The 24,390-nt window shown below is 72.7% G+C and carries 19 protein-coding genes and 1 pseudogene; 9 read left to right on the top strand and 11 right to left on the bottom strand.

Annotated features, from left to right (window positions below; genetic code table 11):
* Positions 1-10: 10 nt before the first annotated feature.
* Positions 11-2,170 carry an acyl-CoA dehydrogenase gene (locus tag ACSHXC_RS27295; protein WP_438294118.1) on the bottom strand — a complete coding sequence of 720 codons (2,160 nt, stop codon included), beginning with the start codon at positions 2,168-2,170 and terminating at the stop codon, positions 11-13.
* Between the two features lie 224 nt (positions 2,171-2,394).
* Here ACSHXC_RS27295 and ACSHXC_RS27290 point away from each other — a divergent pair, with 224 nt between their 5' ends.
* The 4 genes from ACSHXC_RS27290 (at position 2,395) to ACSHXC_RS27275 (ending at position 6,147) form a co-directional block, all read left to right on the top strand.
* The gene (locus tag ACSHXC_RS27290; RefSeq protein ID WP_438296860.1) at positions 2,395-2,988 is read left to right on the top strand and encodes a class I SAM-dependent methyltransferase; all 594 of its coding nucleotides are present in this window, start codon (positions 2,395-2,397) and stop codon (positions 2,986-2,988) included.
* 57 nt (positions 2,989-3,045) lie between these two features.
* Positions 3,046-4,032 (top strand): N-acetylmuramoyl-L-alanine amidase, encoded by a 987-nt coding sequence (locus ACSHXC_RS27285; protein ID WP_438294117.1) that lies wholly within the window; start codon positions 3,046-3,048, stop codon positions 4,030-4,032.
* Between the two features lie 144 nt (positions 4,033-4,176).
* Positions 4,177-5,034, top strand: coding sequence for a hypothetical protein (locus tag ACSHXC_RS27280; RefSeq protein WP_438294116.1), 858 nt, complete (start codon positions 4,177-4,179; stop codon positions 5,032-5,034).
* Positions 5,035-5,136: 102 nt separating this feature from the next.
* Positions 5,137-6,147 carry an LLM class F420-dependent oxidoreductase gene (locus ACSHXC_RS27275; RefSeq protein ID WP_438294115.1) on the top strand — a complete coding sequence of 337 codons (1,011 nt, stop codon included), beginning with the start codon at positions 5,137-5,139 and terminating at the stop codon, positions 6,145-6,147.
* A gap of 127 nt (positions 6,148-6,274) precedes the next feature.
* On the opposite strand, the gene ACSHXC_RS27270 is transcribed toward ACSHXC_RS27275, so the two are convergent.
* The 4 genes from ACSHXC_RS27270 to ACSHXC_RS27255 all read right to left on the bottom strand — a co-directional run bounded on the left by ACSHXC_RS27270 (position 6,275) and on the right by ACSHXC_RS27255 (position 10,196).
* Positions 6,275-6,880, bottom strand: coding sequence for a hypothetical protein (locus ACSHXC_RS27270; protein ID WP_438294114.1), 606 nt, complete (start codon positions 6,878-6,880; stop codon positions 6,275-6,277).
* Between the two features lie 88 nt (positions 6,881-6,968).
* Positions 6,969-8,045, bottom strand: coding sequence for a prenyltransferase (locus tag ACSHXC_RS27265; protein WP_438294113.1), 1,077 nt, complete (start codon positions 8,043-8,045; stop codon positions 6,969-6,971).
* On the bottom strand, positions 8,042-8,797 hold the full coding sequence (locus ACSHXC_RS27260) for a class I SAM-dependent methyltransferase (protein ID WP_438294112.1): 756 nt from the start codon (positions 8,795-8,797) through the stop codon (positions 8,042-8,044). The genes ACSHXC_RS27265 and ACSHXC_RS27260 overlap by 4 nt, the downstream gene beginning before the upstream one ends.
* Positions 8,798-8,870: 73 nt before the next feature.
* Entirely contained in the window at positions 8,871-10,196 is a 1,326-nt protein-coding gene (locus tag ACSHXC_RS27255) for a glycosyltransferase family 4 protein (protein ID WP_438294111.1), read from the bottom strand.
* A gap of 235 nt (positions 10,197-10,431) precedes the next feature.
* Between ACSHXC_RS27255 and ACSHXC_RS27250 the strand changes: the two genes are divergently transcribed.
* The gene (locus ACSHXC_RS27250) at positions 10,432-11,049 is read left to right on the top strand and encodes a TetR family transcriptional regulator (RefSeq protein ID WP_438294110.1); all 618 of its coding nucleotides are present in this window, start codon (positions 10,432-10,434) and stop codon (positions 11,047-11,049) included.
* Positions 11,050-11,584: 535 nt separating this feature from the next.
* A complete protein-coding gene (locus ACSHXC_RS27245) occupies positions 11,585-12,193 on the top strand; it encodes a response regulator transcription factor (RefSeq protein ID WP_438294109.1) in 609 nt (202 codons plus the stop codon).
* Between the two features lie 213 nt (positions 12,194-12,406).
* On the opposite strand, the pseudogene ACSHXC_RS27240 reads toward ACSHXC_RS27245, so the two are convergent.
* From ACSHXC_RS27240 to ACSHXC_RS27215, 6 genes and pseudogenes are all read right to left on the bottom strand, one after another.
* Positions 12,407-13,891: pseudogene (locus ACSHXC_RS27240) on the bottom strand (ATP-binding cassette domain-containing protein); the annotation flags it as partial.
* On the bottom strand, positions 13,789-15,444 hold the full coding sequence (locus ACSHXC_RS27235) for an ATP-binding cassette domain-containing protein (protein ID WP_438294108.1): 1,656 nt from the start codon (positions 15,442-15,444) through the stop codon (positions 13,789-13,791). The pseudogene ACSHXC_RS27240 and the gene ACSHXC_RS27235, both read right to left, overlap by 103 nt.
* An 88-nt stretch (positions 15,445-15,532) precedes the next feature.
* Positions 15,533-15,676 carry a SapB/AmfS family lanthipeptide gene (locus ACSHXC_RS27230; RefSeq protein WP_189960903.1) on the bottom strand — a complete coding sequence of 48 codons (144 nt, stop codon included), beginning with the start codon at positions 15,674-15,676 and terminating at the stop codon, positions 15,533-15,535.
* A gap of 54 nt (positions 15,677-15,730) precedes the next feature.
* Positions 15,731-18,298, bottom strand: coding sequence for a class III lanthionine synthetase LanKC (lanKC, locus tag ACSHXC_RS27225; RefSeq protein ID WP_438294107.1), 2,568 nt, complete (start codon positions 18,296-18,298; stop codon positions 15,731-15,733).
* A gap of 207 nt (positions 18,299-18,505) precedes the next feature.
* Positions 18,506-18,739, bottom strand: coding sequence for a ferredoxin (locus ACSHXC_RS27220; RefSeq protein ID WP_438294106.1), 234 nt, complete (start codon positions 18,737-18,739; stop codon positions 18,506-18,508).
* On the bottom strand, positions 18,739-20,199 hold the full coding sequence (locus ACSHXC_RS27215) for an aldehyde dehydrogenase (protein WP_438294105.1): 1,461 nt from the start codon (positions 20,197-20,199) through the stop codon (positions 18,739-18,741). The genes ACSHXC_RS27220 and ACSHXC_RS27215 overlap by 1 nt, the downstream gene beginning before the upstream one ends.
* 302 nt (positions 20,200-20,501) lie before the next feature.
* Between ACSHXC_RS27215 and ACSHXC_RS27210 the strand changes: the two genes are divergently transcribed.
* From ACSHXC_RS27210 to ACSHXC_RS27200, 3 genes are all read left to right on the top strand, one after another.
* Positions 20,502-21,596, top strand: coding sequence for an MBL fold metallo-hydrolase (locus tag ACSHXC_RS27210; protein ID WP_438294104.1), 1,095 nt, complete (start codon positions 20,502-20,504; stop codon positions 21,594-21,596).
* 638 nt (positions 21,597-22,234) lie between these two features.
* A complete protein-coding gene (locus tag ACSHXC_RS27205; protein ID WP_438294103.1) occupies positions 22,235-23,467 on the top strand; it encodes a prenyltransferase/squalene oxidase repeat-containing protein in 1,233 nt (410 codons plus the stop codon).
* Positions 23,467-24,111, top strand: coding sequence for an SCO2322 family protein (locus ACSHXC_RS27200; RefSeq protein WP_438294102.1), 645 nt, complete (start codon positions 23,467-23,469; stop codon positions 24,109-24,111). The genes ACSHXC_RS27205 and ACSHXC_RS27200 overlap by 1 nt, the downstream gene beginning before the upstream one ends.
* Positions 24,112-24,390 lie beyond the last annotated feature (279 nt).

Raw genomic sequence — 24,390 nt, 5'->3', positions numbered from 1 at the left:
GGGGAACCCTTCAGTCTCGGGGCAGGCCGAGGATGCGCTCGGCGACGACGTTGAGCTGGACCTGGGTGGTGCCGCCCGCGATGGTGAGGCAGCGGGACATGAGGAAGCCGTGCACGGCCCGCTCGCCGGGCCCCTCGGCGACCGCGCCTTCGGGGCCGAGGAGTTCCAGGGCGAGCTCGGCGATCTTCTGCTGGTGCGGGGTCTGGACGAGCTTGCGGACGCTGGCCCCGGCCCCCGGTTCCAGACCCAGGGCCTGCTGCATGGTCGTACGGAGGCCGATGCAGGCCAGCGCGTGCGCCTCGGCGGCAAGGGCGCCGATCCGCGCCCGGTGCGCCCCGTCGAGGTCCCCGGCGCGGGCGATCAGCGCTTCGAGACCGGTGTCGAAGGTCAACTGGTCGGCCATGTGGACGCGTTCGTTGCCCAGGGTGTTGCGCGCGACCCGCCAGCCGCCGTTCACCTCGCCCACGACGGCGTCGGCGGGCAGCAGCGCCCCGTCGAAGTACACCTCGTTGAAGAGGGAGTCCCCGGTGATTTCTTTGAGGGGGCGGATGTCGATGCCGCCCGTCCGCTTCATGTCGACGAGGAAGTACGTGAGGCCCTTGTGCTTGGGGGCCGCGGGATCGGTGCGGGCCAGCAGGATGCCGTAGTCCGCCCACTGCGCGGCGCTCGTCCACACCTTCTGGCCGGTGATCCGCCAGCCGCCGTCGTCGGTGCGCTCGGCCTTGGTGCGCAGCGAGGCGAGGTCGGAGCCCGCGCCGGGTTCGGAGAACAGCTGGCACCACAGCAGCTCGCCGCGCAGGGTGGGGCCGAGGAAGCGGTCCCGCTGCGGGCCGGTCCCGTACGCGAGGAGGGAAGGGACCACCCAGGTGGCTATCCCCAGGCCGCTCACCTCGGCCCCGGCTCGCCTCAACTCCTCCTGGATTACCAGTTGTTGGACCGGTCCCGCGCCCAGGCCGTACGGGGCCGGCAGGTGCGGGGCCGCGTATCCCGTGGGGGCCAGGGCCCGGCGCGCCGCGCCCGGGTCCAGGTCCCGCACGCCCTCGATCACCGCCCGGGCGGGGCCGCGGAAGTTCTCGGCCTCCGGCGGCAGCTCCATCCGCAGCTCGCGGCGGGCGCCGCCGGTCGCGAGGCGGACCGCCCGCAGCCGGTGGGCGTCCCCGGCGCCGAGGAGCTGGCGGGCGACCAGGGCCCGGCGCAGATACAGGTGGGCGTCGTGCTCCCAGGTGAAGCCGATGCCGCCGAGGATCTGGATGCAGTCCTTGGCGCAGGAGCAGGCGGCGTCGACGGCCGTGGCGGCGAGCGAGGCGACCAGGCCCCGCACCTCGGCGGGCTCGTCCATGGCGCGGGCCGCGTCCCACACCAGCGCACGGGCCTGTTCCAGGCGTACGAGCATGTCCGCGCAGAGGTGCTTGACCGCCTGGAACCGGCCGATGGGGCGGCCGAACTGCTCCCTGGCCTTGGCGTGCTCGGCCGCGATCTCCAGGGCGCGGGCCGCCGTGCCGCAGGACTCGGCGGCGAAGAGGAGGGCGGCGAGGTCGCGGACGAGCGCGGAGTCCACGTCCAGGACCCGGCCCGCGTCGACCACGACACCCTCGGCCCGCACCTCGGCGGTGGGGCGGGTCGGGTCGGTGCTCGCATGGGTACGGATGCGCAGGGCCTCGGCGTCCACGGCGAGCCAGAGCGTTCGGTCGTGCGCCTCGGCCGCGAGGACCACCAACTCGGCCTGACCCGCGCTCAGTACGGGCGGCGCGGTCCCGTCGAGCAGCCAGCCGCCCTCGCAGCCGACGGCGGTGAGCGCGCCCGCGCCCAGCGCCACGGCAGCGGTCCTGCGGCCCTCGGCGATGTCCGCGACCAGCGCGTCGTGCCGCCCGGTGCGGCGCAGCAGCTCGGCGGCCAGCACCCCGGGCAGGTACGGGCCCGGCAGCAGTCCGCGCCCTGCCTCCTCCAGGACGACCGCGAGCTCGGGAAGGCCGCCCCCGCCGAACTCCTCGCCGAGGTGGATGCCGAGCAGCCCCTGCTCGGCGAGCCCGTCCCAGAACAGCGGGCGGGCCCCGGCGGCCTCGGGCGCGTCCAGGAGCCCCCGCACCTCCTCGACGGGCACGGCCCGCGCCAGCCAGCCGCGTACCGCCTCCGCGAGCTCCCGTTGTTCTTGCGTGATCGCGATGCCCATGGACGCCCTCACCCGTCGCCGGTCCCGGAACGGCGCAAGAGTAGAACACGTTTCAATCCGACGGAAGGTCAGATGGGCGTGACCTTCGGGACCCCGCCCGCCGGGGGCGGCCCCGGCGGCGTACGGCACCATGGACCGCCCACACACGTACGACCCAAAGGAGCCGGGCCGTGGCCACTCCCAAGCCTCAGATCCTGGCCGCCTTCGAGGCGGCCAAGGGCTTCATGCCCGTACGGGAAGGCCTGGCGCTGTACGAGGCGGCGGCCGCGGCCGGCGCGCTCGGGCTTCCGCTCCTGGAGGTCGGCACCTACTGCGGGCGCTCCACGATCCTGCTCGCCGAGGCCGCCCGCGAGAGCGGCACGGTCGCGGTCACCGTCGACCACCACCGCGGCAGCGAGGAGCAGCAGGCGGGCTGGGAGTACCACGACCCGACGGTCGTCGACCCGGAGGTCGGGCGGATGGACACGCTGCCCACCTTCCGGCGGACCCTGCACGCGGCCGGTCTTGAGGACCACGTGATCGCGGTGGTCGGGCGCTCGCCGCAGGTGGCGCGGGTGTGGGGCGGGCAGCTCGGCTTCGTGTTCATCGACGGCGGGCACACCGACGAGCACGCCACGGCCGACTACGAAGGCTGGGCGCCGAAGCTCGCCGAGGGCGGCACGCTGGCCATCCACGACGTCTTCCCGGACCCGGTGGACGAGTTCACCGGCCAGGCCCCGTACCGCATCTACCTACGGGCTCTTGAGTCCGGCGCGTTCACCGAGGTCTCGGCGACCGACTCGCTGCGGGTCCTGCGCCGGACGTCCGCCGCGCTGTGAAACTTCGCGGCGCGGAGTGCCCGGGCTTGACAGGTCCCCGCCGCTAGCATCGCTCCCGTGTCGTACGACAGCGAGTCATCGAATCCGGACAGCCGGGCCCGCCGTGTGCGCGGCCGGGCCCTCGTCGCCCTCGCAGCGCTTGCGCCGACCGCCCTCGCGGGCTGGCTCGTCTGGCAGGCGATGAGCAGCCCCGGCAGCCAGGACAACAAGCCGCCGAAGGTGCTCCCCCTGCCGAGCCGCCCGGCACCGTCCGCGCTGCCGGGCGCCGGCACGGCGACGGTGACCGTGACGGCATCGTCGTCCCCGAGCGCCCCCGGCTCCCCGTCGGCGCCCTCCTCCGCCTCCTCGCCGCAGAGCGGCTCCGGCGTCGGGCCGCTCGCCGGAAAGACCGTTGTCATCGATCCGGGTCACAATCCGAATAATTTCCGGCATACAGCAGAGATCAATGAGCCGGTGGACATCGGAACGAACAAGAAGGAATGCGACACCACCGGCACCGAGACCAACGATGGTTATACGGAGGCCGCGTTCACGCTCGATGTGTCGCACCGCATCAGGGCGATCCTGGAAAAGCAGGGCGCGAAGGTCGTGTTCACCCAGGACGGCAACCGGACATTCGGCCCGTGTGTGGACGAGCGGGCGCGGATCGGGAATCAGGCGAAGGCGGACGCCGTCGTGTCGGTGCACGCGGACGGCGCGGACGAGGGCCAGCGCGGCTTCCATGTGATCCTGCCCGCGAAGGTGAAGGGCGGCGCCGCCGACACCGCCCCGATCGTGGGGCCCTCGCGTGAACTCGGTGTGCGGATCGCGGGGAAGTTCGTCCAGGACACGGGCATGAACGCCTCCAACTACGTGGGCGACGGCACCGCCCTGGACACCCGCAGCGACCTCGGCGGGCTCAACCTGTCGAAGGTTCCGAAGGTGTTCATCGAGTGCGGCAACATGCGCGATTCCCGGGATTCGGCGCTTCTCAAGAGTGCGGACTGGCACCAGAAGGCGGCCCAGGGCATCGCCGACGGCATTATGGCGTTCCTGGGCGGGTAGGCTCCCGACCCGCCGTACGGCCCACAGAGCCAGACGATAGATTCTTCCGCACAGGGGGAACCACCTAGAGCTTCACGCCGTGTGCACGTACACCGGCGGCAGCGATGACCGCCCCGACGAGACGACATAAAAGAGGACTTTTACGTGAACATCCGCTCCCTCACACGAGGCGACGGCGTGGTGATCGGTGCAGCGGTGGTGCTGTTCATCGCCTCGTTCCTGAATCTCACGTCCGCTCCGAGCTGCTCCGGCCAGTTCTGCCCGAGCGTGGACGCGCCGAACGCCTGGGACTCGCTCTCGCTCCTGATGAGCATGTACCTGGCAGGCATCATCGGTGCGGTCCTGGTGGTCGTCGGCCGCTCGCTGCCGCAGCCGAAGCAGGTCGCGGGCCTGGACCTCGCGCAGTTCGGCGTCGCGTTCACCGTCTTCGCCGCGTGGACCGCGTTCTGGACGATCATCGACGCGCACGGCTCCGGCGCCGGCATGATCCTCGGCCTGATCGCCACGCTGGCGCTCGCCGCGGCCGCCGTGGCCTCGCCGCTGGTCGCAGCCCTCAAGGCGCCGCTCATGGGCGCCCCGAGCCCGGCCGCCCAGCAGCCCTACGGCTACCCGGGTGCGGCCCAGCCGGCCGGTGGCTACGGCTACCCCGGCGCCCAGCAGCCGTACGGCGCGCAGCCCGGCGACCCGAGCCTCGGCGGCCAGCCGCAGGCCCAGGCCCAGCCGTTCGGCGCGCAGGCCCCGGCTCCGGCCGCGGACCTGAACAAGGACAGCCAGGCGCAGCCCGCCGCGGCCGCCCCGGCCGGCGACTTCGCCCCGTTCTGGTTCGCGGTCCCCGTCGCCCGCCCGCTGTACGCGGAGGACGGCTCGCCGACCCCGATCGCCGAACTCGCCCCCGGCACCTGGTACCTGGCCGTGGACCAGCGCGGTCCCGGCCTGGTCGCCCAGACGCAGGACGGCCGCCGCGGCGTCCTCCAGGACACCACCGGCATCCAGCGCGGCTGATCACCCCGCAGCGCTCCGACGGCCCCCCGCCCCCTTCCGGGCGGGGGGCCGTTGCCCTACAGTCCCCTGACGGATCGTCAGGTCACTGGGAGGGGACGGCACATGCGCCTGGGACTCGCACTCGGCTACTGGGGGCGCGGCCCGAACCCCGCCCACCTCGAACTGGCCCGCGCGGCCGAGGAGTTCGGCTACGACTCGGTGTGGACGGCGGAGGCCTGGGGCTCGGACGCCTTCACCCCGCTGACCTGGATCGCGGCGCACACCTCCCGCATCCGGCTCGGCACCGCGGTCGCGCAGATGGCCGCGCGCACGCCCACCGCCACCGCCATGCACGCCCTCACCCTGGACCACCTCTCGGGCGGCCGGATGATGCTGGGCCTCGGGCTCTCGGGGCCGCAGGTCGTCGAGGGCTGGTACGGCCGCCCGTTCCCGTCGAGCCCGCTCACCGCGACCCGCGAGTACGTCGACGTCATCCGCCAAGTACTGCGCCGCGAGGCCCCGGTCGAACTCGACGGCCGCTTCCACGCGCATCCGTACGGCGGCGCGGACGGTACGGGCCTGGGCAAGCCGCTCAAGGCCATCACCCATCCCCTGCGCCCGGACATCCCCGTACTCCTGGGCGCCGAGGGCCCCAAGAACATCGCCCAGACGACCCGCATCGCCGACGGCTGGCTCCCGCTGTACTGGTCGCCGACCCGCACGGACGCGTACGCCGCCGCGCTGACCGGGCTGCGCGACGACTTCCTGGTCGCCCCCATGGTCCGGGCCCACGTGTGCGACGACGTCGCCGAGGGGCTGCTCCCGGTGAAGGCGATGCTGGGCTTCTACATCGGCGGCATGGGCCACGCGGCCCGCAACTTCCACGCCGACCTGATGGCCCGCATGGGGTACGAGGACGAGGCCCGCCACATCCAGGACCTCTTCCTGGCGGGCCGCCGCGACGAGGCCGTCCTGGCCGTGCCGGACGCCTTCGCCGACGACATCTCCCTGGTGGGACCCCGCCAACGCATCGCGGAACGCCTGGAGTTGTGGCGCAAGGGCCCGGTGACGGACCTGTTGGTCACATCGCCGGACCCGAACACACTGCGCGTGCTGGCGGACCTGAACGCCTAAGCTGCCTTGGCCACGAAAGGGGCGCGGGGCTGAGACACTGTGCGGCTCCGCCGCGTGGGCGCGACCAGCCACAGACGGCTCGCGGACGAAAGGCTGAGCCCGTCCGGCGCTTGAGGACGCAGGGAGGTCAGCCTCCAGCAAGCTGCCCAGCAGAGGGCACCTGGTCCGTGACCGGCGCGCCCGCTTTCTGGCCCGCGTCCTTGACCCCGCCGATCACGTTCTCGAACTTGCTGACATCCGCATCACTCGCGTCGCCCTTGCGGAGCTTGCCACCCAGGTCCTTGAGGGAGTCGATGCCGGAGGTCAGGGGCGCGAGGGCCTTGGAGAGCAGGGGGTCGCCCTTGGCGTTCTCGGTGGCGGCCTTCAGGCGGTTGTACGTGAACGCCCCGGCCAGGCCCGCCTTGACGAGCGCGAACGTACGGCCCTTGGCGCCCTTCTTGAACTTGCCGGCCTTGTAGGGCTTCACGATCCATTGGTAGGCGGCACCCGCCGCGAGCCCCGCGTTGGCGACGAAGCGCGTCTTGGCGAGCCGCTGCCGCTCGGCCGAGGGGGTCGGCGAGGCGCTGCTCTTGGCCGCGACCAGGGCGGCGTCCCGGGCGGACTTCGGGGTGGCGCTCTGCGTGGTGTTCTGGGTGGTTCTGCTCTCTCCTCCGCAGGCGGTCGTCGACACCAGGACGGCGCAGGAAAGGACGACCGCCACGACTATGCGGCGGATGGGGAACGTACTGGGCACGATGACCTCCGGGGGATGTTCCGGCCTCCCCGGCAGCCTCACCCGGCCCACCGCACTGCGCCACTCGGGCGACTCCGTACGGGTCGTCCTAGCCGCAGCAGTAGGGCGCGAGGCCCCTGGGGAGCCGGCCCCCGCCGAACACCGCCGTCGTCGCCTCGTCGCCGCCGAGGGCCGCCACCGCGAGCAGCAGGGAGCCCGCGGTCCACGTCGTGAGCTCCTCCGGCCACACCGCGCGGTTGCCCTCGAAGACGTAGCCCGTCCAGTACAGGCCCGTCGCCGGGTCGCGCAGGTGCTGGATGGACTGGAGGATCTCCAGGGCCCGGTCGGACTCGCCCGTCGCCCAGAGCGCGAGGGCCAGTTCGCAGCTCTCGCCACCGGTGACCCACGGGTTGGGCAGCACGCAGCGCACCCCGAGGCCGGGCACCACGAAGTCGTCCCACATCGATTCGATACGGGCCTTGGCCGCGTCCCCGGTGACCGCGCCGCCGAGGACCGGGTAGTACCAGTCCATCGAGTAGCGGGACTTGTCGAGGAAGCGCTCGGGGTGGTGCTGGACGGCGTGGGCGAGCGCGCCGGCCGCCAGCTCCCAGTCGGGCTGCGGCTCTTCGCGCTGTTCGGCGATGGCGAGCGCGCAGCGCAGCGCGTGGTGGACGGAGGAGCTGCCGGTGAGCAGCGCGTCGGTGACGGCGCTGCCGTCCTCGTCACGCTTCCAGCCGATCTGCCCGCCGGGCTGCTGGAGGGCGAGGACCCACTCGACGGCCGCGTAGACCGCGGGCCACATGCGGTCGAGGAAGGTGTCGTCGCCGGTGGCCAGGTAGTGGTGCCAGACGCCGACCGCGATGTAGGCGACGAAGTTGGACTCCCGGCCGCGGTCGGTGACCCGGTCGTGTTCGCCGTCGTGGTAGGCGGCGTACCAGGATCCGTCCTCGTTCTGGTGCCGGGCGAGCCACTCGTAGGCGCGCTCGGCGGCGGCGTGTTCGCCCGCCGCGTCCAGCGCCATCGCGGCCTCGGTGTGGTCCCAGGGGTCGAGGTGGTGGCCGCGGAACCAGGGGATGGCGCCGTCGGCGCGCTGGACGGCGAGCAGGGCGGCGACCGTCTGCCCGGCCTGCCCGGCGGTGAGCACCCCGGGCAGGACGAGGTGTTCGGTGCGCTCCGGAGAGGTCACTTGGCGGCGCTCTCTTCCGCGAGCGCGGGAAGGTGCGGCTTGGTCGCGTACGCCACGAAGCTCTTGCCGACGACGGGGTTGAGCGCCCGCTCGGCGAGCCGGGTGACGGTGCTGATGCCGGGCGTCTTCATGATGTCCCAGACCAGGAGCTGGTGGTACGCCTTGACCGGCAGCGCCTTGTCGTTGTCGACGCCGAAGGCGCACTTGAGCCACCAGTACGGCGAGTGCAGCGCGTGCGCGTGGTGGGTGCCGTACGGCTTGAGGCCGGCCTGCTTCATCTTGCCGATGAGCTCGTCGGCCTTGTAGATCCGGATGTGGCCGCCCTCGACCTCGTGGTACGCGTCGGAGAGCGCCCAGCACACCTTCTCGGGCCCGTACCGCGGCACGGTGACCGCGATGCGGCCGCCGGGCCTCAGTACGCGGACCATCTCGGCGAGCACGCCCTTGTCGTCGGGGATGTGCTCCATGACCTCGGAGATGATCACGACGTCGAACGACTCGTCGGGGAAGGGCAGGTTGAGCGCGTCACCCTCCATGGCGGTGGCGGTCGCCCCCTCGGGCGCCTCACCGGCCTCCTTCATCGCGGCGAACCACTTGGCGACCTCGCGGATCTCCTCGCCGTTCTGGTCGAGGGCCACGACCTGGGCGCCGCGCCGGTAGCACTCGAAGGCGTGCCGGCCCGCGCCGCAGCCCAGGTCGAGCACGCGGTCGCCCGGGGCGAGCGGGAAGCGGGAGAAGTCGACGGTCAGCACGGGGTCTGCCCTTTCCGATGGAGATCACCTGTGGCCGCGGAGCGGCCGGTAGTCGTGGGCGCGGGGCGCCCGGTCACCTGGCGGGCTTCCGGGCCGGGACGCGGCCCTGGGCCTCGATCGCCTCGCGGTAGAGCTCGGCGGTGCCCTGGGCGGCGCGGGCCCAGGTGAACCTTTCCAGGACCCGTTCGCGGCCTGCCGCGCCGAGCCGGCGGCGCAGCGCCGCATCGCCGAGGAGCCGGGCGAGGCCGGCGGCCAGCGCTCCCGCGTCGCCGGGCGGCACCGCGAGGCAGGTCTCGCCGTCGGTGCCGGCGACCTCCGGGATGGCGCCGCCGGTCGTGGCGAGCAGCGGGGTGCCGGTGGCCATGGCCTCGGCGGCGGGCAGCGAGAAGCCCTCGTACAGCGAGGGGACGCAGCTGATCTGCGCGGACCGTACGAGGTCGACGAGCTCGGCGTCGGTGATGCCCTTGACGAACTCGACGGCGTCGCCGAGCCCGTACTTCTCGATGGCCTGGGCGACCGGGCCGTCCTCGGCGCGCTTGCCGACGACGACGAGGTGGGCCTCGGGGTGCTCGGTGCGCAGCTTGGCGAGGGCCTCGACGAGGAAGACCAGGCCCTTGAGCGGCACGTCCGCGCTGGAGGTGGTCACGATGCGGCCGGGCACCTCGGCGATCGCCGGGTCCGGCGACCAGAGGCCGGTGTCGGCGCCGATGTGCACGACCCGGATGCGGTCCTCGGACACCCCGAGGTGGTCGACGATCTCGCCCTTGGAGGTGCCGGAGACGGTGAGCACGGAGGGCAGCCGGCGGGCGACCCGCTTCTGCATGCGCGTGAAGCCGTACCAGCGGCGCACGGAGGCGCGGCGCTTCCAGTCGGGGGCCGCGTCCAGTTCGAGCTGCCGGTCGACCGTGATCGGGTGGTGGATGGTGGTGACCAGGGGCGCGCCGACGTCGCCGAGCAGTCCGTACCCGAGGGTCTGGTTGTCGTGGACGACGTCGAACTCGCCGCGCCGGGCGGCCAGATGGCGCCGGGCGCGCAGCGAGAAGGTCAGCGGCTCGGGGAAGCCGCCGGTGCGCATGGTGGCGACCTCCAGGCGGTCGATCCAGTCCCGGTACTCGTCCTTGGCGGGCGTACGGAACGGATCGGGCGAGCGGTAGAGGTCGAGGCTGGCGAGCTCGGTGAGCGGGACGCCCTCGTCGAGCACGGGGTAGGGCTGGGCGCCGATGACCTCGACGCTGTGCCCGAGCCTGGCGAGCTCGCGCGAGAGGTGGCGTACATAGACGCCCTGGCCGCCGCAGAACGGGTTCCCCTTGTAGGTGAGGAGCGCGATCCGCAGCGGGCGCTCGCCCTCACGGCCGGCGTCCCCGGTGCGGGGGCTTGCCTCTATGGCCTCAGCGGTCACTCGCGGCCCCCTTCATCACTGCGTTTCGCCGGAGCGTAACCGCTCGCGCTAATCTAGAACAAGTTCCAGACTTGATCCTTCTTGAGCGTTCTTTGATCACTCAAGGAGCTTCGAATCTACCGGCAGGTAGCGCGACTGTAAGAGCCGGATCAGGTGATTCGCGCCACGGCGGGGCCCCTGCCATGCTGGGCCGCCGAACACCGTGGCAGAGAACCGGACAAACGGAACGGGACACATGACAGCGGAAGTCAAGGCGGCCACCGCGGCCACCCCTCCCCTGACGGAACGCCAGGAGGCCCGGCGCCGTCGCATCCTGCACGCGAGCGCCCAGCTGGCCAGCCGGGGCGGCTTCGACGCGGTCCAGATGCGCGAGGTGGCCGAGGCCGCGGGGGTCGCGCTCGGCACCCTGTACCGCTACTTCCCGTCCAAGATCCATCTCCTGGTCGCCACGATGCAGGACCAGCTCCAGCACCTGCACGGCACCCTGCGCAAACACCCGCCGTCCGGTGAGGGCTCCGCGGAGCGGGTGGCCGAAACCCTCATGCGGGCCTTCCGCGCGCTCCAGCGCGAGCCGCACCTGGCGGACGCGATGGTACGGGCCCTCACCTTCGCGGACCGCTCGGTGAGCCCCGAGGTCGACACGGTCTCGCGCCAGACCACGGCGATCATCCTGGACGCGATGGGCCTCGACCGTCCGACCCCGGAGCAGCTCTCGGCGGTCCGCGTCATCGAGCACACCTGGCACTCGGCCCTGATCACCTGGCTCTCGGGCCGGGCGTCGATCGCCCAGGTGAAGATCGACATCGAGACGGTCTGCAAACTGATCGACCTGACGGCACCATCTGAGGGGTAGCACCCCGCTGGAGCCTTGCACTGCGGACCGTGCGTGGTTGCTCGCGCAGTTCCCCGCGCCCCCAAAGGGCGCTGAGCCGCACCAGAACACCACGGCCCACCCAGCCCGCGTGACAGCCCCGCCGAGGACCAACCCTGCAAGGGGCGCGGGGCTGTGACATTGTGCGGCTCCGCCGCGATGGGGGTCCCCCCTGACCCTTTAGGCCTTGGGGGAGAAACCGAGAACTTGGGGGAGCGACCAGCCCCCACCGGGCCACAGATGAACAACCGCCCGCCTCGCAGAGGACACGCGCTCCCCCGCCGCGCGAGCCCGGGTAGGCTCAACTCCCTGGCCAGCAGGGGGATTTGGGGGCTGGCGCACCCCTCAACGTATGCGCCCCACCAGCGCGCGGCGCGCCCCGTGTGCGCGGGTGCGCGCCCCCAGTGCCCCCCACCGATCTGTTCGCCTGGACCATGACAGGGGTAACCGCCGCCCAGAATCGTTGCGTGCCCAACGAAGGCGCCGGTAGCGATAAGCCTGGAAGGAGCTGGGAAACGTGATCCGGGTACTTCTCGTGCACGACGCGCGCCTCTTGCGGTCGGCCCTGGCCGACCGCCTCGCACGCGAACCCGACCTGGAGGTTCATCATTCCGCTTGGCGCGGCGCCCCGGCGCTGGCGCGATTATTGAGCCCGGACGTCTGCGCGGCCGACCTGGACTGTTCGGAGTCCTATGGAATCGCACCGCTCGGCGAACTCGCCGGCTGCCGTCCCGGCACCGGAAAATGCCGACTCCTGGTGCTGGCCGACGCTCACCGCCCGGGGCCGTTGAAACGGGCCGCCGATGCCAACGCACGCGGCTATGTGGACAAGGGGGGCACACCCGAGCAGCTGATCTTCGCCATCAGACAGGTGGCCGAGGGGAAACGGTTCGTCGACGACTCGCTCGGCTTCAGTTTCCTCCGGGCATCGGAAATGCCGCTCACCAGGCGGGAGTTGAGCGTCCTCTCACTCGCCGCGGAAGGAGCCTCGGTCTCCGACATCGCGCACCGGCTCCATCTTTCCAACGGCACCGTGCGCAACTACATGGCCGCCATCACCCGCAAGACCGGCGCCCGCAACCGGGTCGACGCGATACGGATTTCCCAGGGGGAGGGGTGGGTGTGAGGGGCCGGCCCCGGTGAGGTCGCGGTAGAACGCGGAGCGGGCCAGGAGTTCCTCGTGGGTGCCGAGTTCGGCACGGGCCCCGTCCATCAGGAGTACGCGGTCCGCGCGCCGGGCCGATCCGGTGCGGTGGGCCACGACCACGAGGGTGCGCCCGGCGAAGGCCCGCTCCGCGCGTGCCTCGGCGGCCGGGTCCAGATGGCAGGTCGCCTCGTCGAGCAGCACCAGGGGCGCGGGCGCGACGTGCGCCCGCGCCAGTGCGATGAGCTGGCGCTCGGCGGCGGAGAGCCCGGCGGGGTCGAGTACGGCGTCGAGCCCGCCGAGCCGGTCCAGGAGCGCCCCCGCCCCGACCGCCTCGGCCGACTCCAACAGCGCGTCATCACACGGGAGTTGTGGGGAGAAATAGCCCAGATTCTCGCGGAGGGTGGCGGTGAAGACGTACGCCTCCTGTGGCACGAGCACCCGCTCGCAGCCCGTCGCCACCTGTCCCGCGTCCGGCCGGAGCACTCCGGCGATCAGCCCGAGCAGGGTGGATTTGCCGATGCCGCTCGGCCCGGCCACGGCGAGCCGTTCACCGGCCGGTACGGCCAGGTCGAGCCGGTCGACGACGGGGGCCGCGCCGGGCCCGTACGCGAAGACGATCCCGCGCAGCCGCACCGGCCATGCCTCGCTCTCGTACCGCACCCGAGCCACCGGCTCCGCCTCCCCCGCGGTCAGCCGGCGCAGAACGACGGTGAGGCGGGCGCCGGAGGTGCCGAGGCCCTGCACCAGGGCCTGGAGGGCGGGCAGCAGTGACTGGGTGAGGTAGGCGAGCGCGCCCGCCAGGCCGCCCGCGGTGACCCCGTGCCGCAGCAGCCAGGGCGCGGTGACGAGCAGCAGCACCAGCGGCAGCCGCCCGCCGATGCCCACCGCGAAGGTGCGGGCCACGCCCCAGTACGCGAGCGAGCGCGCCGCGCGGTACTCGTCGTCGACGCGCTCCCCGGCGCTCGCGGCCGCGCGCTCGTGGGCACCCGACGCCTCGATGTCCCGCAACCCGCCTGCGATCAGGCCGAGTTCGGCCGCCAGGCGTTCGTCGGCGGCCAGGAAATCCTCCTGGCGGCGGGCGAGCGGGCCGAGCGTCGCGGCGAAGAGCGCGAGCCCCACGAGCAGCGGGCCGCCGACCACCGGGAGCAGGACGGGCGCGAGGGCGAAGAGGCCGAAGAGGGCTCCGGCCGCGGTGAAGACGAAGGTGCGGGCGACGAGCACAAGACCGGCGAGGGCGTCCCTGGCCAGCTCCACCTGCTGGGTGAGACGGGACAGGGCGGCGTCGTCCGCCTCGCGCAGCCCGCGCGTCACGACCGCCCGCACGAGTTCGTCCCGTACGGGCTCGACGAACGCGGCGACCGCCCCGTACACCCGGCGCGTCCCCCAGGCCCCGGCGAACACGGCGACTGCGGCCGCCGCGAGCCAGCCGAGCCCGGTGGCGGCACGGCCCGCGAGGAAGCCGTCGTCGAGCGCGCGGGCGAGGGCGAAGCCGAGGAGGAAGGTCTGGGCGGATTCGAGCAGCGACCATCCGGCGAGCCGCAGCAGCACCCGCTTGCGCCGCCTCAGCAGAGCGATCAGCACGACGCGTCGACCTCCCCGAACACCGCGCGGTAGTCGGCGAGTCGATACAGCTGGTGGTGGGGTGCGACCGCGCGCACCCGGCCTTCCTCCAGCCATACGACGAGGTCCGCGCGGGCCGCCGTCGAGGCCCGCAGGGCGATGATGAGGTGGGTGCCGGTGCCGTTCAGCAGGGCCTGGGAGACCTTGAGCTCGGTCGCGGAGTCGAGGCTGGAGGTGGCGTCGTCCAGGATCAGCAGTCGCCCGGGGTGCGCGAATGCCCTTGCCAGGCCCAGGCGTTGGGCTTCGCCGCCGGACAGCGGGGCGCTCGCGCAGGGCGTGGCGTAGCCGTCGGGCATCGTACGGATGAAGTCGTCGGCGCAGGCGGCGCGAGCCGCGGCGCGCACCCCGGCCTCGCCCGGTTCTTCGGCCCCGTACGCGATGGTGCCGCCCACCGTGCCGCCGAGCAGCACCGGCCGGGCGAAGGCGTAGCCGACCGCCCTGCGCAGCTCGGCCCGCGCGAGGGAGGGCAGCGGCACACCATCGAGGGCGACCGTCCCCGACTCGGGGTCGGCGAGGCGGCCCGCGACGGCCGCGAGCGCCGACTTGCCGCTGCCGGAGCGCCCGACGACGGCGACCACGGCCCCGCCCGGCACCGTCAGATCGACCCCGCGCAGGGGCCCGTGCACAACACCGTGAAGGGTCAACTCGCCGCTCCCTGACGGCAGTTCACTACTTCCGTACGTCACGGTCGGAGCGGTCAGCACGTCCTGGAGGCGGGCGGTCGCGGTGCGGCCCCGGGTCAGGGTGTTGACCATGCCGACCAGGGCGCCGGTGCCGGTGGCGAGGGCCGCGTACCGCCAGGCCGCGAGGAGGCCGCCGACGCTCAGGTCGCCGTGCGCGACGCGCAGTCCGGCGACCGCGAGGACGGCGAGCTGGAGCAGCGGCAGGAGGATCGCGGCCTGGGCGGTGGAGCGGCCGAGGACCTCCCACATGCGGTGGCCCTGGCGGGAGAGTTCGGGCAGCGGGGCCAGGATGCGCTCGGCGTCGCGCTCGGGGTGTCCGGCGGCGGCGATCGTGCGGGCGCCGCGCACCGCTTCGAGGAGGCGGCCCGCGATCTCGCCCTGGGTGTGCAGATACCCGGCGCTGCTGGCGCCGGAGCCGCGCACGAACACCTTCAGGAGCAGGGCGAACAGCGGCATTCCGGCGAGCACCACCAGGGCGGTCCACCAGTCGGTGAGGGCGAGTGCGATCAGGCCGCCGACCGGGGTGACGACGGCCGCGAGGGTCCCCGCGATCGACACCGGTACGGTCGCGGCCTGAACCGCGTTACCCGTGAGACGAGCCACCAACTCACCCTCGGAACAAGCCTGTTGAGTACCCGCGTCCAGTACGTGACCCAGCACCCGGCGCCGGATCCAGGCGGCGCTGCGGGCGGTGGCGGTCGCGGTGACGGCGGATTCGTACGCGCCGATCAGGACCGCGAGCACGGTGAGGACGACACACAGGGTGATCCAGGGTCCGGCCTCGGTCCCCCGTCCGGCCAGGACCAGGTCGAGGGCGCGGCCGAGGGCCGCGGGCAGGGCGAGCCCGGCGCCGGCCGACGCGCAGCTGAGCAGCAGGATCAGGGTGCCGGGGCCGGCGCTCTGCCGGACGGTCTCACGCAACAGCAAGGCGGCCTCCCGCGTGCGGCGGCCCCGGCCGGCGAGCGGTGCCGGGCGGGGCCGCGTCGTTCACTGTGTCACCGGAACTACGCGGTGATTACAGGCAGAGCGTCAGGCTGGCGACGCTGTCACAGAGGAGCAGGCTGAGCGAGCTGCCGCCGCCGTGACCGCCGTGGCCGCCGCCGTCGCCCTCGTCGATGTCGAGTTCAACGTCGAGGTTCTGCAGGTCCAGAAGGGACATTGCTTTCTCCTTTGTCGGCGATGTGCGATGCCGTCCGTGGGGACGGGGTTTGCTTCAGCCCCGGGTGGGGCCGTCTGTGGGGCCGCCCGGTGGGGCGGCGGAGGTGGGCGCCAGGAAGGGCAGTCCGACGGGCCGGTCGGCGAGGGCCGCGCCGAGCGCCAGGAGGCAGCCCGCCGTGCCGGTCGCGAGGTCCATGGAGAGCCGCATCATCTGGTCGCCGGGGAAGGCGAGTCGGCCTTGGTAGGGCAGCGCGTACCAGGCGAGACCGTCGATCTGCCCGGCGAGCCAGGCCTGCGGCGCCCCGGTCCTCGCCAGGTGGAGCACCATCCCGGCGCGCCCGTTGAACAGGCCGGACTGGCCGTAGTACCGGGAGCGCGCGGCGGGCAGGATCTTGTCCCGCGCCTCGCGGAACGCCTCGTCGGGGCGGTGCGCGAGGAAGTCGTCGAGCACGGCGGCGATACCGACGCTGCCTCCGCCGAGGTAGGGCAGGGTGCGCGTGGTGTCGTTGACGACGAGGGTGCCGGCCGGGTTCGTCACACAGCGGTCGAGGTCGCGGCGCAGTTCCTCGGCGGCCCGGTCGAGCAGCGCGGGGTCGCCGGTGGACTCGTACAGGCGGAGCAGGAACAGGGCGGGGCCGGTGGCACCGTGAAGGAGCCCGGCCCGGCGGCCGCCGTCGGTGCGGGCGGCGAGCAGCCGGGAGGCCTCCAACGCCTGTTCCTTGAAGCCGAGTCGATCGAGTACGAGGCCCAGTCCGGCAAGCCCCCCGTGCAGTTCGGGGGCGAGCCGCTGCCAGTTCTCGGCCAGGACGGACTCGATGAGCTCGCGGGCCCGTGCGGTGTGGCCGAGCCGGTCGAGGACGAGGGCGACTCCGGCGAGCCCGTCGTACAGGCCGAGCGGGGTGCCGGACGGCGGCGGCGCGGTGTGCGCGAGCAGCCACTCCTCGCCCTCGGGGTACCGGGCGGCACCGGTCTCGGCGAGCGCGTAGAGGACTCCGGCGGCACCGTGCGCGAGGCCGAGGCCGCCGCCGTCGGCGAACTGGGCGACGTCGCCGGGGAAGAGCCGGTCGTCGCGTCCGGGGGTCGCGGAGGCGAGGATGGCCGCCGCCATGGAGTCGCGGCTCGCGGGCCAGTCTCCCGGCTCGACGGGCACGCACCCGCCCATCGGCGCGCTCTCCCCCTCGATCACCCGGACCGCCTCGTCGAGGTAGCCCGCGGGCAGGCCGGGGAACTGGGAGGCGGCGATCTCGGCGAGGTGGGCGGCCTTGGACCGGTCGATCACCAGGAGGCTCGTCATCGGCACGAACAGCGCGAGCCGCAGACAGGCAAGCGCATAGCGGTCCACCTCGAAGCCCTTGCGGTCGAGGGGCGCGATGAAGCCGGGGTGCGCCATGGACTGGCCGCGGTGGTCGTCGACGGGCAGCGCGGCCTCGAAGTCGAGGAGCCGTACGCCCTGTTCGCCGGGGTCGACCATGATGTTGAACATGTGCAGGTCGTTGAAGACGATGCCCCGCTCGTGCACAGCGGCCACCGCGTCCTCGACGGCCCCGAGGATGCGCAGCGCCCACTCGGTGTACTCGGCGACCGCGTCCGGGTCCGGCTCGGCGCCGATGAGCGGGTGGCGGTGCGCGAAGAAGGAGTTGAGGGTGCGCCCTTCGAGGAAGTCCATGACGAGGAAGCGGTGCTCGCCGAGGGTGAACCAGTCGCGTACGGCGGGTGCGACGCCGAGCCCGTCGACCTGTTCCAGGGCGGCCTTCTCGCGTTCCAGGCGGGTCACCGCGTCGGCGCCGTCCGCGGCGAGCCCGGCGTGGGGCCTGGCCTCCTTGAGGACGACCTTCTCGCCGGTGCGGGTGTCGGTCCCGGCGTAGACGCCGCCGCCGTTGGAGAAGTGCAGGGCGCGCTCGATGCGGTAGGGCAGGTCGCCGGTGGTGGTCGCGTTGCGGGCGGCGAGGTGCGGGGCGAGGAACGCGGGCAGGGCGACCCAGTCGGGCAGATGGAAGACGGGGTCGCGGCGGTCGGGCACGAGCACCCCGTCGCCGTTCTCGATCGCGGTCACCAGGGTGCCGTTGGCATCGACGCAGTGCCGCTTGGTGAAGCCGCCGTAGCGGACGTAGAGCGGACCCTCGCCCCAGCGCAGATCGCTGAGGATGTACGGCCCCGGCTCCCCCGCGAGGAGCGCGCCCAACTCCTCCAGAATCACCCGGAATTCGGCCTCGTCGGCCGGGTAGATCGTGGCGAACTTCCCGCTGGAACCGCGGCCCGCGTACTTGGAGTTGCGCAGGTGCAGGGGCCGGCGCCCGGGCACGAACTTGAACGGTATGGCGCGTGCGACGCAGTAGTCCCACACATACGACGCCGTCTTCTCGGCGTTGTCCAGACAGGCCGAGACGTGGATCTTCCAGCCCTGCTGCGGCCGCACTCTGCGCCCCGGTATGCCGTCGGGGCTGAAGTGCAGCCAGTCTCCGGCCAGTTGGGCCGTCCAGCCTTCGGGGACGGTGCGCTGCGCGGCCTCGAAGAGCGGCACCCGCCCCTCACCACGACTGTCGTCACGCGCGGAGGACAAGCGGTCCGGGGTCTCGTAGAAATGCCTGTCCGCCAGACAGAAGACCTCGTACCGCTTGTCCATGGTGCCTCCCCCTCGACGTCATGACATCGAGTTGGCGCTCCCCCCTCGACGGCGTGGACGACTTTTCCACGCCACCGACGGGCCGGGACAGTCACGCCTGTCATGAGGTCACCGTGCGCTACGCATGGATCAACCTGTGTTCGCAGGGCGTCGAACGGCAGGGGGCAAAGGGGGCTGTTACGGCGCTGTTCCTCGGGCGTCTCGGGGCTATTCCTCGGGCGGGAACACCGGTTCGCGGGAGTCGTGCAGGGTGATCAGGATGGCTTCGACCGGGCAGCCCTCGGCGGCGGCCAGGATCTGTTCGTTGGCATCGGTGTCGGGGGTGCGGGGGTGGGACTGGCGTGCGGTGTCGAGTTCGAAGCCGGCCGGGGCGTGGTTGACGCACATGCCGGAGCCGATGCACACGCTCCGGTCGACCTCGACGTGCCAGCGGTCGCCCATCACTCGCCTCCGTACCCGGCGGGCAGGTGGATCATCTTGTGCTCCAGGTACTCACCGAAGCCCTCGGGCCCGAACTCCCGCCCCAGACCGGAGGACTTGTAGCCCCCGAACGGCCCGAGCATGTCGAGGCTGAAGGTGTTGACGTTGAAGGTCCCGGTACGGACCTTGCGACCGAAATCGATGCCGTGCTCGACATCGCCGGTCCACACGCTGCCGCTGAGCCCGTACTCGGAGTCGTTGGCGATCCTGAGCGCTTCGGCCTCGTCCCGGTACGGCAGCAGGCAGATGACCGGGCCGAAGATCTCCTCGCGGGCGATGCGCATCGTGTTGTCGACCCCGCCGAAGAGGGTCGGCTCGACGTACCAGCCCCGGTCGAGCCCGGCCGGCCGGCCGCCGCCGGTGAGGATCTTGGCGCCTTCCTCCTGCCCGATCCGGATGTAGTCGAGCGAGCGCTGCTGCTGCCGCTTGGCGACCAGCGGCCCGACCTGGGTGGCCGGGTCCAGGGGATCCCCGACGACGAGCGCCCCGGCGGCGGCCGCGAACGCCTCGGCGATCTCGTCGTACCGGCTCTGCGGCGCCAGGATGCGGGTCTGGGCCACACATGCCTGGCCGTTGTTCATCCAGGCGGCCGGGACGACGCCCGCCACGGTCGCCGCCAGGTCCGCGTCGGGCAGGATCACCGCGGCCGACTTGCCGCCGAGCTCCAGGGTGACGCGGGTGAGGTTGCGCGCGGCGACCTCCATCACGCGCTTGCCGGCCGCGACGGACCCGGTGAAGGACACCTTGTCGATGCCGGGGTGCCCGACCAGGTACTCGCTGACCTCGCGGTCGGCGGGCAGGATGGAGAGCACGCCCTCCGGCAGCCCGGCCTCGGCGGCCATCTCGCCGAGGATGTACGAGTCCAGGGGCGACTCGGGGGACGGCTTGAGGATCACCGAGCAGCCGGTGAGCAGCGCGGGCCCGAGCTTGGCGGCGGCCACGAACTGCGGGACGTTCCACGGCACCACGGCCGCCACGACGCCGACCGGCTCGCGCCGTACGAGCAGCGGGCCGAGTGCCCCGGACCGCCGTTCCTCGTAAGGGAATTGGCGGGCGACGGTGAGGGCGGAGTCCCACACCATCATCGCGCCGAGTGCCTGCGCGAGCACGCTCCAGGAGTACGGGGAGCCGTTCTGCGAGCTGATCGATTTGGCGATCTCCTCGTGCCGGACCAGGATCGCGTCCTTGATGCGCGTCACGACCTCGATGCGCTCCTCGGGCGTGGCCCGCGCCCAGGGCCCCTCGTCGAAGGCCTTGCGGGCGGCGGCCACGGCCCGGTCCACATCCGCCCGGGAGGCGTGCGGGACGCGGCCGATGACCTGCTCGGTATGGGGCGAGATCACCTCGATGACGTCGGAGCCGAGGGGGTCGGTCAACTCCCCGCCGATGAAAAGCTGTCCGTGTTCCACGAGCTCGGTCATGCCTGGTGCCTCCTGCGGGCGGGCTTCCCTGACGTGCGCCTGACTTCGATATGTCTGCTGACTTCTTTGCTACGTCTGTCCGACTTCGCTTCAGAACTGATACCAGTTCTAGTTGCAGGAGTCCACGGGCCGAGCAGGGCCGGGAGGGGTCCGGGTGCGGGGAGTTGGATCTCCGTGAACTTGGTTGACTCGGCCAACGAATGAAACTGGTTCTAGTTATAGTGAGGGGGAAGCGTGCCGCCGGGCGTGCACCCAGAGGGATTCCGCGCGCCCAGCGGGACTCCCGGAGAGACGAGGACTCCATGCCGCAGGAGCCAGCCGCGCCTCAGGTGACCGACCACGGTGGCGGCGTCCACTCCATCAAGGTGCCGATCCCGGACAATCCGCTGGGCCACACCCTGGTCCACCTCGTCGACACCGACCGGGGCCCGGTGCTTGTCGACACCGGGTGGGACGACCCGGCCTCCTGGGACACCCTGACGGCCGGCCTCCAGGCACTGGGCACGGATGTCCCGGCCATCCACGGCGTGGTCATCACCCACCACCACCCCGACCACCACGGGCTCTCCGGCCGGGTCAGGGAGGCCTCCGGGGCGTGGATCGCGATGCACGCCGCCGACACCGCGGTCGTACGCCGGACTCGCGAGGCCGAACCGGGCGTCTGGCTGGACTACTTGTGCGCCAAGCTGGCCGGGGTCGGCGCGCCCGAGGAGCACATCGCCCCGCTGCGCGAGGCCCGCGCCTCGGGCCGGATGCGGACCCTGCCGGGGCTGCGGGCCGCGCTGCCCGACCGCGAGATCGTGCCCGGCGATCTGCTGCCGCTCGCCGGGCGCCGGCTCCGCGCGATCTGGACGCCGGGGCACACGCCGGGCCACGTCTGCCTCCACCTGGAGGAGGCCCACCCCTCCCGACTCCCGGGAAACGGCCGCCTGTTCAGCGGCGACCACCTCCTGCCCGGCATCACCCCGCACATCGGCCTGTACGAGGATCCCGACGAGGCTGGGGGTACCCCCTGCTCGAACGGAGTTGAGAGCTTGGGGGAGGCCGCCGACCCCCTCGGCGACTACCTCGACTCCCTCGAACGCATCGGCCGCCTCGGGGTCGCCGAGGTGCTCCCGGCCCACCAGCACGCCTTCACGGAACCGGCCGCGCGGGTGCGGGAGCTGCTGACCCACCACGAGGACCGCCTGAACGGCCTGCTGGCCCTCCTGTCGGTCCCTCTCACCCCATGGCAGCTCGCGGAACGCATGGAGTGGAACCGCCCGTGGTCCCAGATCCCGTACGGGTCGCGCACGATCGCGGTGTCGGAGGCGGAGGCGCATGTACGGCGCCTGGAGAAGCTGGGGCGGGCGGAGCGGGTGGTGGGGGACGGGGTGGTGCGGTACCGGGCGGTTTAGGGGGCTCCTTTCCCCACCCCGCCCCTTCCCGAGACCCTCCGGGGGTGATAAAGACCCTGGGGCTCCGCCCCAGACCCCGTTCGCGCCTGAACGGCGCTCGTCCTCAAACTCCCCCAAGGCCTTAAGGGCCAGGGGGGACCCCCATGACAGGCTGAAGTGCTCGACCCTGCCAGCATCGATACCGCTAGGGGCGCGGGGAACTGCGCGACCAGCCACCCACGGTCCGCGGCTGAAAACGTCCCACCCTGCGGGGGGCTGGGGGCGGCGCCCCCGGGAACGGACCTCAGCCAATCCCCAACCCCCGGAGGGTCTCGGGAAGGGGCGGGGTGGGGAAGGCCCCGCAGGGCCCCCAGCCCCCGCCCGGTAGGGTGGTCGCGTCGTCGTCATGCCCGTACGGGGGGAAGCCGGTGCAATTCCGGCGCTGACCCTTCCCCAAGCTCTCGGCTCCGTTCGAGCAGGGGAGACCCCAATCCGTGAAGCCACCCCGGGTGGCAAGCCGGAATGCCCCGTCACCGCATGACCGGCTCACACGTCACCCGCACACCGCAGGTGACCGGCACCGTCGAGGCATACGGAGCCGGAGCCGGGTGCCAGCGCGCCCGTGCCCGCGCTCCCCCGCAGGAGAGGCACCGCCCGCCATGACCGTACGCCGCTGCGCCGCAGCGCTCGCCGCCGCCACCGCCGTCCTTGGCGGTGCCGCCCCGGCGGCATTCGCCGACGGCACGCCGTCCCCCGCGGCGGTCCCGCCCGGCCTGTACGGCACGAAGGACCCCCAGTACGACGGTGTCTTCCGGCAGTCCCTCGCCTTCCTCGCCCAGGAGAAGGCGAACGTCAAGCCCGCCGAGCAGGCCGTGACCTGGCTCACCGGCCAGCAGTGCGCCGACGGCTCCTTCATGTCGTTCCGCGCGGACACCGCCAAGGCGTGCGACGCGACGAAGCTGGACACCAACGCCACCTCCGCCGCCGTGCAGGCCCTCGTCGCGGTCGGCGGTCACACCGACGCCGTCAAGAAGGGCATCACCTGGCTGAAGTCGGTGCAGCAGGACGACGGCGGCTGGCCGTACACCCCGGGCATGGGCGGCAGCGACGCCAACTCCACCGGCATCGTGATCGGCGCGCTCGCCGCCGCGGGCGAGAAGCCCGCCGAGGTGAAGTCGGCCAAGGGCGGCAAGTCCCCCTTCGACGCGCTGCTCACGTTCGCGCTGCCCTGCGAGGACCCCAGCGGCGCGGGCGCCTTCGCCTTCCAGCCGGACCCCAAGACACAGAAGCTGTACGCCAACGCGGACGCGACCGCCGCCGCCGTGACCGGCTCGCTCGGCAAGGGCCTCACCGCCACCGCCGGCCAGGCCGACGGCAAGGGCACCGCCTGCGAGAAGGCCACCACCCCCGAGCAGGCCGCGCACAACGGCGCCGCCTACCTCGCCAAGACGCTGGCCCCGACCGGGTTCCTGAAGTCCGCGCTGCCGGGCGCCACCGACCAGCCCGACTTCGGCAACACCGCGGACGCGGTCGTCGCCCTGGCCGCCGACGGCATGGCCCAGCAGGCGAAGGCTTCCGCCGACTGGCTGTCGAAGAACGCCACCGCCTGGGCCAAGGAGAACGGCCCCGCCGCCTACGCCCAGCTGATCTTCGCCGCCGACGCCACCGGCGCGGACCCGAAGAACTTCGGCGGCACGAACCTGATCCAGTCCCTGAACGCCACGGGCCCGGCCCCCCAGGCGGCCCCGTCGTCGGCCCCCGCCGCGGAGTCCAAGGACAAGGAAGAGAAGAACGACGGAATCTCCGTCTGGTGGTTCGTCGGCGTCTGCCTGGTCGCCGGTATCGGCGTCGGCTTCCTGATCAGCGGCCGCAAGAAGAACCAGCAGCTGTGATGCGTACGCGACTCGCTTCGTTCGCAGCGCTGCTCCTCGCGCTCGTGGCACTCGCCGCCGGTACGGGGTCGGCGCAGGCGGCCGGGTACCGGTACTGGTCCTTCTGGGACCTGGCCGGTGACAACTGGACGTACGCCACCCAGGGCCCGGCGTCCGCGCACCCCGGCGACGGCACGGTCCAGGGCTTCCGCTTCGCGGTGAGCGCGGACTCCAAGGACGCGTCCCAGCCGCGTACGACACCGTCCTTCGAGGCGGTGTGCGGTGCGACGCCGACCAAGGACGGCACGAAGCGGGTCGCGCTGGTCATCGACTTCGGTACGCCCCAGGACGCCGACCAGGGCGAGACCCCGCCCGCCCAGCGCAACGCCTGCGCCCAGGTGTCCCCGGACGCCACCACCGCGGACGCCCTGGCCGCGGTGGCCAAGCCGCTCCGCTACAACAGCGCGGCCCTGCTGTGCGCGATCGCCGGCTACCCGCGCACGGGCTGCGGCGAGCAGGTGTCGGACCCGTCGGCGGCCAAGCCCGCCGCCCCCGCGAAGACCGACAAGGACGGCGGCCCGTCGGTAGGCCTCCTGGCCGGAGTGGCCGCGGTCGTGGCCCTGGGCGCGGCAGCGATCTGGCAGTCCCGCCGCCGCAAGAACTGACCCGGCATGCCCGACGACACCCCCCTTCCGCCGCAGGCGGGCCCCACGGACGCCGACGGCGGGCGGACGCCGACGGTGAGGGAGTCCCACGAGGGGATCCGCACCGACCCACTCAGCAGTACGGGTGGTGCGGGTGGGAAAGACGGCCCGGCCGGAGGTCGGGCGCACCCCCACCGGCCCGCGGCCGAACCCCGCACCCCCGGGCCCGGGGCCCAAAGCCACCCCCTCCGGCCCGGGGCCGCCTCCCGCACCCGGCACGCAGCCGAAAACCGTACCCCG

It is taken from the genome of Streptomyces sp. HUAS TT7 (assembly GCF_051550175.1).
Lineage (GTDB): Bacteria > Actinomycetota > Actinomycetes > Streptomycetales > Streptomycetaceae > Streptomyces.
This window is presented reverse-complemented; position numbering and strand designations above follow the sequence as displayed.